Genomic DNA, 11312 nt, shown 5'->3' with positions numbered 1-11312 from the left:
GTCGACCCCGGGTTGCGCCTCCCAGGCTTACCTAACTTTGCTGGTCACCGCGCTGGTCGGTGACCTGGGCAACACCCTCCAGCTCGACCAAACCCTCCTCCAGATAGTCCAGGAGGCGCTGCAGGCTCGGCAGCTGGGCGCGTGCCCCGATCAGGCCGAAGCCGATCTGGTCGGCCTCGGAGGTGAGGGTGATGTTGAGCGCGTTGCCCGACGTCGCGATCGACACCGGATAGCAGCCGTCGAGCTTGGCGCCGTTCCAGTACATCTGGTTCTTCGGACCGGGCACGTTGGAGATGATCAGGTTGAACTGCGGCGGCGTGTAGTTCACGAAGCCGGGGATGGACATGAACGCCAGCGGCGCGATGGTCGCCGCGCCCAGGGCGAGGGCCTGGATCGGCTGCAGGCCGCGGATGACGTTCTTGCTGGCGTTCATCGACGCGACCAGCTTCTTCAGGCGAGCGGCCGGATCGGGGTCGTTGGTCGCCAGGTTCGCCATGACGGCGCTGACCGCGTTGCCGTCGTCGGCGTCGCCGACGTGCATGGACACCGGGATCATGGCGACCAGCGGGTCGTCGGGCAGCGACCCGTTCTCGATCATGTACGTCCGCAGCGCCGAGCTGCACATCGCGAGCACGACGTCGTTGATGGTCACCCCGAGTGCGTCGGCCACCTTCTTCATCCGCGACACCGACCACTGGTCGGCGGCGAAGCGCCGCGCGCTGCCGATCGGCACGTCGAACATCGAGCGCGGGGCGAAGGTGCCGGGTGAGACGAAGTCCTCGTCGTTCATGGCCTTCCAGGCGACGTGTCCGGCCGCGGGGACGAGGCCGGCCACCTGCTTGCCGATATCGGCGGCCGCGTTCACCTGTTTGCCGATCTGCTTGCGCAGGTTGCCGAGCAGGCCGCGGTCGGCGGTGTGCTCCTGGTCGAGGATCGCGCGGATCGGCTCGGCCAACGCGCCGCTGCGCTTGCGGAGCTTGGCATCCCACGGCGCCGTGCACTGCCGGTTCGCCGGATCCTCGGACAGCGTGCGGGCCAGCAGTCGCATGGCGGTCACGCCGTCGACGAGGGAGTGGTGGACCTTCGTGTAGAGCGCCGCCCGGCCGTCGGCCAGGCCCTCGATGATGTGGGCCTCCCACATCGGTCGCGACCGGTCGAGAAGCGTGGAGTGGTTGAGCGAGACGTAGTGGAACAGTTCGCGGATGCGCCCCGGGCTGGGCAGGGCGATGCGCCGCACGTGGTAGGCCATGTCGATGTCGTCGTCGACGCTCCACGCCAAGGACCCGACCAGGCTGAACGGCTGGGCCGGTCGTCGCCGGAAGGTCTCGCTGATCGTCATGTCGGGGGAGGTGAAGGCCGCGTGGACCTCGTCGGCGAGTTCGTGCGCGGTCTGCCCCTCGCGGGGAACGAACAATTGCAGGCCGCCGACGTGCATCGGTTGCTCACGCGTCTCGGCGATGAGGAACATCGACGAGGTCATGGGCATGTACTGCATGGAATCCCCTCCGCACGGCTTCGCTGGGTGTCGAACGCTTCGTCACCCTATCCGCGGCGGTGCGTCTCAGGTGCCCCATCGGTCACGTTGTGACCCACTCGACGCCTACGCGGCTACGGTGGCGGGATGGGCAAGGTGCGCACGCGGCGCTGGGGCTGGCCGATCCGGCTGTTGATGCTGGGACTGGTGGTCGTGGAGGGCATCATCGCGGCGGCGGCCACGTGGGCCTATGTCGGTGCGCGGGGCCGGGTGCTCGACGCCGGCGACGTGCCGCCGGGCTCGACCGTCCTGGTCCTCGGGGCGAAGGTGTCCGACGGTGAGCCGGGCGAATACGTGCGGGCGCGGTTGGACACGGCGGTCGAGCTGTATCGGAGCGGGCGCGCGGCACGGATCATCAACTCGGGCAACGGATCGTCGCGCTATGGCAGCGAGACCGACGTCATGCGCGCCTACCTGGAGCGCCAGGGTGTGCCGGCGTCGGCGATTCTGGACGACCCGGCCGGCTACGACACGCAGCGCAGCTGCGCGCGGGCCAAGTCGGAATTCGGTCTGGCCGACGTCGTGCTGGTGACCCAGGACTTCCACCTCGACCGCGCCATCGCCCTGTGCCGGCTCGACGGGCCGTCGCCGACGGGGGTGGCGGCGCCGTGCCCGGATTGTGCGCGGTGGACGATCGTGCGCAACCACCTGCGCGAGACGCTGCTCGCTAGGCCGCGGGCGCTGCTGTCGACGGTGCTGCCGTAGCGCTCTTGCCCTTGCGCAGCTGCGGCATCGGCAGGCGCTCGCGACCGGTCAGGTAGAGCGAGCCGGGCAGGCGGCGCAGGACCTCGACGACGGCCAGCGAACCGGCGACGGTGAGGACGTACACGACGACCGTGCCCAGCGGCTGCGGGACGTGGGTGATCAGCCACGACTTCTCGCCATGCCAGTTCATCCCGAGGACGAAGAACAGCACCAGCACGTGCACCAGGAAGACGCTGAACGAGCGGTTCGACGCGTACGTCACGACGCGCGCGAACCGCGGGGTGTCGTCGCGCTTGTAGTGCGCCCAGGTGAGGGCGGCGGCGTACAGGCACGCGATCGCAACGACGAGGAACGGCAGCAGCGTCGGCTCAAAGGCGCCCGCCGAGGCCGACGGCGGCGGCACCGCGTCCGGGGTGAGCGCTGCCTTGGCGTCGATCCGGCGGTGGAACTCGAACAGGGCGTAGCCGCCGGTGAGGATGGCCGCGGCGGCCAGCCCGAGCCGCACCGAGCGACGGTTGGGGCCGGTGATGATCCGCGCGATCGCGTCGCGGTGGATCGCGGCGACGGCGCCCAGCACCAGGAAGAACTGGTAGGGCAGGAACGTCGCGTAGTGGTGCCACCACGGATCGGTCGTCGGCAGCCAGTGGGTGATGGCGACGGTGGTCAGCACCTGCAGCGCCAGCGAGGCGGTGAGCACGACGGCGTGGAAGCCCTTGGTCGCCTCCAGCAGCCACAGCAGCAGCGGGAACAGCAGGTACACCTGGACCATCACGAACAGGAAGTACATGTGGAAGCCGCCGCCGCCCAGGCCCCACAGCAGGTTGTTGCCGAACTCGCGCAGGTCGCCGCTGACCGTCGACGGGAAGTCGCGCAACGACGACGAGCCGGTCAGGCCGCCCCAGAGGTAGCCCCCCAGATCCTTGGCGTCGCGGGAGAAACGGCCCTGCGGCAGCAGGATCTTCACGGTGAAGTAGATGGCGGTGAAGATGACGTACGGGTAGGCGACGAGCTTGATGCGCCGGCGCCAGAAGGACCAGGTCGTGAAGTCCTGGCGGCCGAAGTACTGGTAGGCCAGGACGAAGCCGGTGAGCGCGAAGAAGGTGTTGCGGGTGAAGTGCAACATCAGGCTGGTGCTGGTGACGCCGACGCTGTTCACCTCGTCGGCGGTCTGCGTCAGCACGTGGACGAAGATCACCAGGGAGAAGGTCGTGGCCCGCACCAGGTCGAGTTGGTGCAGGTAGGGGCGCTTTGCCTTGGCCGGTTTCGGGGCCGCGACGGTACCGGCGTCGTCGCGCGCGAGATCGCGCGTGGCAGCCGCACTGGTCATCGCTGATCGCCCCTCGAGGTTGGATTCTGTGCCGGCATCTGCGGAAGGCGCCGCAGGAAGCAACAGGAACCCAGTCTAACGGGCGAACCTGGGAAGCGGCTAATGAAATGGTTCGATAGCCTAAGTGTTATGGGTCACTCCGGGTGGCCCCGTCACCACCAGCCGGTGGCCTTGCCCAGGTCCTTGCCCAAGGCGGGCGAGAGGCTCCGCGCGAACGTCGCGGTGAAGTGGTGCGTGTCGCGGTAGACCAGGATGTTGCCGACGATGGCCGGGCAGTACCCGTCCTTGCAGACCGCCTTCGTGTAGTCGAGGAAGGTGATGTCCGGGTAGTCGCCCCGGATCTTGAGCGTCGGATCGGTTTTGCTCAGCGCGACCTTCTGGTCGACGCCGCAGATGTGCGCCTTGCGCCCCGACATCAGGCACTCGGGCGGGTTCTGCTTGTTCTCCAGGTGGGTCCACGGGGTGTCGCGCATGGCGATCACCTTCTGGCCCCAGCTCTTGAAGTCGTCGAAGATCTCGATGTAGTCGTGCGGCACGTAGTCGCCCGGGCGCTTGTCGTCCTGCTCGGTCGGGCGGGTGCTGTTGGTGAAGATGAAGTCCGGCTTGTCGACCTGCAGCCGCTTCATCACCTTCGCCGCCCACCGGTTGCAGTCCGGCCGTTCCTTGCCGTACCACTCGAACATGTGCGTCTTGACCAGCGCGCAGCCGACCTTGACGTAGGTGGTCACCTTGAAGTGGTGCTGCTTGCCGAGCTTGTCGATCGCGGGCAACCACATGTCGGCGTGCGAGCCGCCGGCGATGGCGAGGGTGCGGGTCGCGGTCTTGTCGCCGTAGACGCCGACCTTGACGGTGTCGTCGTTCCACCCGGTGATCATCACGTTGGGCTTCTGCCACGTCTGGCCGCGGTCCATGTAGGCGGCCTCGGGCGGCGGCTGCGGCGGCAGGTGCGGCGCCGGCACGTTCCACAGGTAGGCCAGCCCGCCCGGGTACAGCTTCGGGTCGAGGTTCATGGTGTCGACGCGGATGTTCGCGGCGCGGTGGATCCACGCCGCCGACGTCGTGCCGGCGGCGATGGTCGCGATCACCAGGCCGACGACGAGCAGTCGGCGGTAGAGCTTCGAGAAGCCGTCGCCGCGCCCGGCGCGCAGCGGCGTCTCCACGAAGCGGGACACCAGCCAGGCGAGCAGGACCGAGATCGCGAGGATCGCCGTGCCCTCGAAGAAGTTGGCCTTGTCCTTGTAGCGCCAGGTGAGGAAGAAGACCAGCAGCGGCCAGTGGATCAGGTAGAGCGAGTACGCGATGTTGCCCAGCCACACCATCGACGGCCGCGCCATGAGTGCATTGACGTCGGAACGGTCGTCGACGTCGATGTTGGGCGCGCTGTCCGGGCGGGTGGCCGCCGAACCGGTCCAGATGATCAGCAGCGTCGCACCCGCGGGGACGAGCGCGAGGGCGCCCGGGTACTGCTTGACGCCTTCGATCCACCAGCCGCAGGTGACGATCAACAGCAGCGCGAAGACCGTCAGGGCGTTGCGCATCCGCGCGGTGAGCAGGCGGCGGGGCATCCAGACGGCGAGCAGGCCGCCGGCCAGCGGTTCCCAGAGGCGCGCGATCGTGTCGTAGTAGTTGACCGGCTGGTTGATGCCGTGGCGGTAGTTGGCCCACAGGAACGACACCAGGGTGACCGCGCCGAGCGACAGGCCGACGACCCAGCGGATCCGCTGCGGATCGCCCCACTCGGGCCGGCGCACCGCGGCCCACTTGAGGATGCCGCCGAGCGCGAGCGCGGCCAGCAGCGTGACGAGGAAGAACTGGCCCTGCATCGACATCGACCACAGGTGCTGCATCGGGCTCGCGGCCGACGTCGCGGCGCCGTAGTCCTGGGAGGACAGGGCGAGTTGGTAGTTCTGGTAGTACAGCGCCGAGGCGATGACCTCTTTGCCGAGCGGTCCGTAGCGCGACAGCGGCATCACGACGGCGATCAGCACGACGATGACCGCGAGCACCAGGTAGAGCGCGGGGAGCAGGCGGCGCAGCAGTCGGGACAGGCGCGGCCACGGGTCGACCGCCTCGCGCCACGACACCGAGCTCGGGTTGGAGTTGGTGACGTGCTTGAGCAGCGACGCGACGAAGAAGTAGCCGGAGAGCGTCAGGAAGACGTCGACGCCGCCGGATACGCGGCCGAACCAGACGTGGAAGACGGCGACGAGCGCGATCGCCAACCCGCGCAGACCGTCGAGGTCGTGGCGGTACGGGGTGGCCTTGGGCGGGGCTGAGGCGCCGGGGGCCGTCGTCGGGCTCGCAGTCACAACAGGCCAGGGTAGCGGCCCGAGCGCGGCGATGCCTAAGCAGCGCGCGGTGTGCCCGTTTTGTCCCGCCGAGTGGGCACCAGATTCCGCCGAGTGGGCACCGAATCTCGCCGAGTGGGCGGTCAGACGACGCCGAGTGGGCGGTCAGACGACACCGAGTGGGCGGTCAGACGACACCGAGTGGGCGGTCCGACGACACCGAGTGGGCGGTCAAGCAGCGCCGTGGAGGTTCTTCGCCGTCTTGGACGTCGGGACGTCGGCGGGGTCGGGATAGGTGCCGAGCAGGCGGTCGGCCGTGCCGGAACTGGTCACGGTGTACCAGTAGTGCTCGTTCTTGAAGTGGTGATAGCGGTGGTTCTTGTAGACCGCTCGGTAGGGCTGGTGCCGCGGCTTGTAGTCGGTGTGGATCAGGTAGTGGGTCCACTCGTAGAACAGCAGGAACGCGGTCACCGTCAGCAGGAAGGTCATGCCGAGTTCGAGGCGGCTGAACGCGAAGGCGCCGATCAGGACGAGGGCCGGCAGCAAACCGACGAGCACCGGCCAGGGGATGAAGATGAGCGGGATGTCGCGCGGGTCGCGGTGATGGCGACGGTGGTCGCGCGGTAGGACCCAGTCGATGGTCACGCCGCGGAACTTGCGCGGCCGCCAATGCAGGATGCCGACGTGGATCAGCCACTCCACCACGGGTGAGATTGCCAGCAGGACCGCGACGACGAGGGCGTCGGTCCATTGCCAATTGCCGAGATCCAACCGGACGATGAGTGAGCCGAGCAGCGGCACGGCGATCATCCACGGCGACGGGTGCCGCCAGAACTCGAGGAACGCGCTGCGGAGGGTGGTGATCCGCTTGGGCCGGGTCGTGGTGGTGCTCATGGGTGTCTCGCTTCGGTGGCCGACAACCCGATTTTAGGCCGCGCGGCCGCTATTCGTCGTCGATGACGTGGATTGCGGCCTCCTCGGCGGAGGCGCCGGCACCGTCGACGCCGACATCCGTGGCGAGCAGCTGCTCGTCGACGTCGGGACCGGAGCCCTGGTCGGGAGCGACGAGCCGTCCGGCACGCTGGTCGCCCACCTCGTAGGAGGCGGCGTCCTGGTCGTCGTTGGCCGCGTCGACGTCGGGCTCCTCCTCGGCGAGGCGTTCGTCGAGGGTCTCGTGGATGTCGTTGCCGCGCTCGTAGTCGTGCGGCGGACGATCCGGCGGCGAGTAACCGCGGTCGAGGACATCGCCCAGTTCCTCGTCGGCCAGCATGTCCTCGGGCTGAAGTTGCTCGGCGTTGTAATCGCCGTCGACCTCGTCGCGATCATCGCTCATGCCTGCAGCGTATCCGGTGCCGGTCTCGACCACCGGCCGACGGCGCGGGGCACTTGGGCCCGATAGATTGGGACCATGTCACGCGCGAGTTGGTCGTTGGTCCCCGCGATCGCGGTCTATGCGATCACCTGGTGCTGGGTCGCGGTCAGCGCCCCCGACCGGGTGCCGATGCACTGGGGTGCGGGCGGGACGGTGGACCGCTGGGGCAGCCGCACCGAGTTCCTCGCCTTTAGTTTCGGGACGGCGGCGGCGGTGACAGCGCTGCTCGTCGGGCTCGCGGTTTTCGCGGACCGGCTGCCGACGTCGGTGATCAACACCCCGCACCGCGACTACTGGCTCAGCCCGGAACACCGCGCGGCGTTCAACCGGATCAACCGGCAGATGCTGTTCGACATCGCCGCGCTCACCATCCTGCTGTTCGCCGCGATCAACGTCTTCGTGGTCACCGACGCGGGTGGCGGTGCGGTGATCGGCCTGGTTGTCGCCTTCCTCATCGCCATGGCGGTGGTCATCGCCATCCCGGTCCGACGGCTGTACACCGAACCGCGCTCGGCCGGGTCGCGCTAGCGTGTGGCGATGAGCAGCATCGACTACGACGTCCGCGACAACGTCGCGCACGTGCGCCTCAACCGGCCCGACAAGCACAACGGCCTCACGCTCGACATGCTCGACGACCTGGCCAAGGCCGCCGACCGTGCCGGGAAGGACCGCTCGCTGCGCGCGGTGATCCTCTCCGGCGAGGGCAAGTCGTTCTGTTCCGGGCTCGACTTCGCGTCGGCGGGCAAGGAGCGCGGCCGCATCCTGCGCAACCTCGTCCCCAAGCGGTCGTCGGCGGCCAACAACTTCCAGGCGGCCGGGTGGGCCTGGCGCAGCGTCCCGGTGCCGGTGATCGCCGTGATCCACGGCCACTGCTACGGCGGCGGCCTGCAGATCGCCCTCGGCGCCGACTTCCGCTTCAGCACGCCCGAGGCCGACTATTCGATCCTGGAGGCCAAGTGGGGCCTGATCCCGGACATGTCGCTCTCGGCGAGCATCGCCCAGCTGACCACGATCGACGTCGCCAAGCGACTCACCATGACCGGTGAGATGTTCGACGCCCGGCAGGCGCTCGACTGGGGGTTGATCAGCGGCATCGGCAAGGATCCGATGGCGCTGGCCGACGAACTCGTCGACGCGGTCAAGCAGCGCTCGCCGGACGCCGTCGCGGCGTCGAAGGCCCTGTTCGAGAACACCTGGTACAGCGGGTCCCGACTGTCGTTCCCCGTCGAGCAGGCGCTGCAGGTGCGACTGTTGCGGGGCAAGAACTCGGCCATCGCCCGCAAGGCGGGGATCGCCAAGGAGACCCCGCGGTTCGTCGAGCGACAGCTCTGAGCCAGGCGAATCTCGCCTGACCTGCGCAAACCCGACAGTTCGGCACAAAACCCAGCACCCAACGGTGTCGGGTCTTGTCCCGAATAGTCGGGTTTGCGCGGATGAGGCTCAACTTTCTTTCCGAATCCGGGAATGGATCCTGTGCGACGCCGGTTGAACCAGACGTGAAACTTGAGTGCGACTGACTCAAGCAAGGTTGACCGACGACGAATCGGCGACTAGAACTTGAGTCGGAAGCGCTGAGGTTTTCAGCCAAAGACTTTGACCACGGTCGACGATTCGTCGGCGACCAGATCAACAGGAGGAACAACTCTTATGTCCCGTGCTGTCGGAATCGACCTCGGAACCACGAACTCGGTGGTGTCTGTCCTGGAGGGCGGCGAGCCCGTCGTCATCGCGAACGCAGAGGGGTCGCGCACGACCCCGTCGGTTGTCGCCTTTGCGCGCAACGGCGAGGTCCTGGTGGGCCAGCCCGCCAAGAACCAGGCGGTCACCAACGTCGACCGCACCATCCGCTCGGTCAAGCGCCACATGGGCGAAGGCGACTGGTCGGTGGAGATCGACGACAAGAAGTACACCCCGCAGGAGATCAGCGCTCGCACGCTGATGAAGCTCAAGCGGGACGCTGAGGCCTACCTGGGCGAAGACGTGTCCGACGCGGTCATCACCGTGCCGGCCTACTTCAACGACTCCCAGCGCCAGGCCACGAAGGAAGCCGGCCAGATCGCCGGCCTGAACGTGCTGCGCATCGTCAACGAGCCGACCGCCGCCGCCCTGGCCTACGGCCTGGACAAGGGCGAGAAGGAACAGACCATCCTGGTCTTCGACCTCGGTGGCGGTACCTTCGACGTCTCGCTGCTGGAGATCGGCGACGGTGTCGTCGAGGTCCGGGCGACGTCGGGCGACAACGAGCTCGGCGGTGACGACTGGGATCAGCGCATCGTCGACTGGCTCGCCGACAAGTTCAAGGCGGCCAACGGCATCGACCTGACCAAGGACAAGATGGCGATGCAGCGTCTGCGCGAGGCCGCGGAGAAGGCGAAGATCGAGCTGTCTGCCTCGCAGAGCACGTCGATCAACCTGCCGTACATCACGGTCGACGCGGACAAGAACCCGCTCTTCCTCGACGAGCAGCTCTCGCGCAGCGAGTTCGAGAAGATCACCGCCGACCTGCTCGAGCGCACCCGTGCGCCGTTCCAGGCGGTCATCAAGGACGCCGGCATCTCGGTCGGCGACATCGACCACGTCGTGCTCGTCGGCGGCTCGACCCGCATGCCCGCGGTCACCGAGCTCGTCAAGGAGCTGACCGGCGGCCAGGAGCCCAACAAGGGCGTCAACCCCGACGAGGTCGTCGCGGTGGGCGCCGCCCTGCAGGCCGGCGTGCTGCGCGGCGAGGTCAAGGACGTGCTCCTGCTCGACGTCACCCCGCTGAGCCTGGGCATCGAGACCAAGGGCGGCGTGATGCACAAGCTGATCGAGCGCAACACCACGATCCCGACCAAGCGGAGCGAGACCTACACGACCGCCGAGGACAACCAGCCCTCGGTGCAGATCCAGGTCTACCAGGGTGAGCGCGAGATCGCGTCGAACAACAAGCTGCTCGGCAGCTTCGAGCTCGGCGGCATCGCACCGGCCCCGCAGGGTGTCCCGCAGATCGAGGTGACCTTCGACATCGACGCCAACGGCATCGTGCACGTCACCGCGAAGGACAAGGGCACCGGCAAGGAGAACAGCATCCGCATCCAGGACGGTTCGGGCCTCTCCAAGGAGGAGATCGACCGGATGGTCAAGGACGCCGAGGCCCACGCCGAGGAGGACCGCAAGCGCCGCGAGGAGGCCGAGACCCGCAACCAGGCGGAGTCGCTGGTCAACCAGACGCAGAAGTTCCTCTCCGACAACGAGGACAAGGTTCCGGCCGACGTGAAGTCGAAGGTGGAGAGCGCGGTTGACGAGGCCAAGAAGGCCCTCGACGGCAACGACACCGCGACGATCAAGACGGCCATCGAGAACCTCTCGGGTGTTTCGCAGGAGATGGGTCAGGCGATCTACGCGGCGACGTCCGCGGAGGGCGCCGGCGCCGAGGGTGGTGCCGAGGCGGCCGACGACGATGTCGTGGACGCCGAGGTCGTCGACGAGGCCGACGAGGGTGAGTCCAAGTGACCGAGCCCTTCGAGCCCGGCCAGGGCGAGCCCGAGCCGGACGTGACCGAAGCCGCTGCGGCGGGGGCCGATGACGCCCCCGCCGCGGCGGGCGGCCCGGCCGACGCGAGTGCCGACGCGGGTGCCGCTGCCGACGACGAGGTCGCCGAGCTGACCGCGGCACTGCAGCGGGAGCGGGCCCAGTTCGCCAACTTCAAGCGGCGCTCCGAGGAGGAGTCCGCGCAGAAGGTGTCGCTGGGCAAGCAGCTCGTCATCGAGCAGTTGCTGCCGATCCTCGACGACCTCGACCGTGCCCGCGAGCACGGCGACCTCGAGTCCGGCCCGCTGCGCGCACTGTCGGACAAGCTGACCGCCACCCTCGCCGCGCAGGGCCTGAGCACCTACGGCGCGCCGGGCGACCCGTTCGACCCGGAGCTCCACGAGGCCGTCCAGAACGACGGCACCGGGGCCAGCCCGGTCCTCGGCGAGGTGTACCGCGTCGGCTACCGGGTGGGCGACCGCGTCGTCCGCACCGCGATGGTCACCGTCACCGACGGTGACGCCGCCCCTGCTCCCGACGCGGGGTAGACGGCAATCGACCAGATGGAACGAGAAC

Annotated in this window: 10 protein-coding genes; 5 read left to right on the top strand and 5 right to left on the bottom strand. The window is 68.2% G+C overall.

The features are described 5' to 3' along the window. Positions 1-31: 31 nt before the first annotated feature. Entirely contained in the window at positions 32-1495 is a 1464-nt protein-coding gene (locus QM728_RS13495) for a WS/DGAT/MGAT family O-acyltransferase (RefSeq protein WP_415032519.1), read from the bottom strand. A gap of 126 nt (positions 1496-1621) precedes the next feature. Between QM728_RS13495 and QM728_RS13490 the strand changes: the two genes are divergently transcribed. Further along, positions 1622-2239 carry a SanA/YdcF family protein gene (locus QM728_RS13490; RefSeq protein WP_415032518.1) on the top strand — a complete coding sequence of 206 codons (618 nt, stop codon included), beginning with the start codon at positions 1622-1624 and terminating at the stop codon, positions 2237-2239. Here the strand turns inward: QM728_RS13490 and QM728_RS13485 are convergent. The 4 genes from QM728_RS13485 to QM728_RS13470 form a co-directional block, all read right to left on the bottom strand. Beyond that, positions 2202-3566: an acyltransferase gene (locus tag QM728_RS13485; protein WP_415032517.1), complete on the bottom strand. Its 1365-nt coding sequence runs from the start codon at positions 3564-3566 to the stop codon at positions 2202-2204. The genes QM728_RS13490 and QM728_RS13485 overlap by 38 nt on opposite strands. Positions 3567-3718: 152 nt before the next feature. Next, on the bottom strand, positions 3719-5875 hold the full coding sequence (locus QM728_RS13480; protein ID WP_415032516.1) for an acyltransferase family protein: 2157 nt from the start codon (positions 5873-5875) through the stop codon (positions 3719-3721). Between the two features lie 210 nt (positions 5876-6085). Next, a complete protein-coding gene (locus QM728_RS13475) occupies positions 6086-6748 on the bottom strand; it encodes a sterol desaturase family protein (protein WP_415032515.1) in 663 nt (220 codons plus the stop codon). A gap of 49 nt (positions 6749-6797) precedes the next feature. Then, positions 6798-7187, bottom strand: a complete 390-nt coding sequence (locus tag QM728_RS13470) for a DUF5709 domain-containing protein (protein WP_415032514.1) — start codon at positions 7185-7187, stop codon at positions 6798-6800. 75 nt (positions 7188-7262) lie between these two features. Between QM728_RS13470 and QM728_RS13465 the strand changes: the two genes are divergently transcribed. The 4 genes from QM728_RS13465 to grpE all read left to right on the top strand — a co-directional run bounded on the left by QM728_RS13465 (position 7263) and on the right by grpE (position 11284). Continuing rightward, positions 7263-7754, top strand: a complete 492-nt coding sequence (locus tag QM728_RS13465) for a DUF1648 domain-containing protein (protein ID WP_415032513.1) — start codon at positions 7263-7265, stop codon at positions 7752-7754. Between the two features lie 9 nt (positions 7755-7763). Beyond that, positions 7764-8558 (top strand): crotonase/enoyl-CoA hydratase family protein, encoded by a 795-nt coding sequence (locus QM728_RS13460; protein ID WP_415032512.1) that lies wholly within the window; start codon positions 7764-7766, stop codon positions 8556-8558. 315 nt (positions 8559-8873) lie between these two features. Then, positions 8874-10718 carry a molecular chaperone DnaK gene (gene dnaK, locus QM728_RS13455; RefSeq protein WP_415032511.1) on the top strand — a complete coding sequence of 615 codons (1845 nt, stop codon included), beginning with the start codon at positions 8874-8876 and terminating at the stop codon, positions 10716-10718. After that, complete coding sequence (gene grpE / locus QM728_RS13450; RefSeq protein WP_415032510.1) at positions 10715-11284, top strand: nucleotide exchange factor GrpE; 570 nt, start codon at positions 10715-10717, stop codon at positions 11282-11284. Before dnaK ends, grpE begins: the two co-directional genes overlap by 4 nt. Positions 11285-11312: the final 28 nt, after the last annotated feature.

The organism is Gordonia sp. (in: high G+C Gram-positive bacteria) (assembly GCF_047602025.1).
Classification (GTDB): domain Bacteria; phylum Actinomycetota; class Actinomycetes; order Mycobacteriales; family Mycobacteriaceae; genus Gordonia.
The sequence above is the reverse complement of the archived record's forward strand: the minus strand, read 5'-3'. Positions and strand labels throughout refer to the sequence as shown.

What these genes read in the sequence shown, in the direction of transcription:
- QM728_RS13490 (WP_415032518.1), top strand. Translation starts at nt 1,622, where the DNA reads ATGGGCAAGGTGCGCACGCGGCGCTGGGGCTGGCCGATCCGGCTGTTG.
- QM728_RS13465 (WP_415032513.1), top strand. Translation starts at nt 7,263, where the DNA reads ATGTCACGCGCGAGTTGGTCGTTGGTCCCCGCGATCGCGGTCTATGCG.
- dnaK (WP_415032511.1), top strand. Translation starts at nt 8,874, where the DNA reads ATGTCCCGTGCTGTCGGAATCGACCTCGGAACCACGAACTCGGTGGTG.
- QM728_RS13475 (WP_415032515.1), bottom strand. Translation starts at nt 6,748, where the DNA reads ATGAGCACCACCACGACCCGGCCCAAGCGGATCACCACCCTCCGCAGC.
- QM728_RS13485 (WP_415032517.1), bottom strand. Translation starts at nt 3,566, where the DNA reads ATGACCAGTGCGGCTGCCACGCGCGATCTCGCGCGCGACGACGCCGGT.
- QM728_RS13470 (WP_415032514.1), bottom strand. Translation starts at nt 7,187, where the DNA reads ATGAGCGATGATCGCGACGAGGTCGACGGCGATTACAACGCCGAGCAA.
- QM728_RS13460 (WP_415032512.1), top strand. Translation starts at nt 7,764, where the DNA reads ATGAGCAGCATCGACTACGACGTCCGCGACAACGTCGCGCACGTGCGC.
- QM728_RS13495 (WP_415032519.1), bottom strand. Translation starts at nt 1,495, where the DNA reads ATGCAGTACATGCCCATGACCTCGTCGATGTTCCTCATCGCCGAGACG.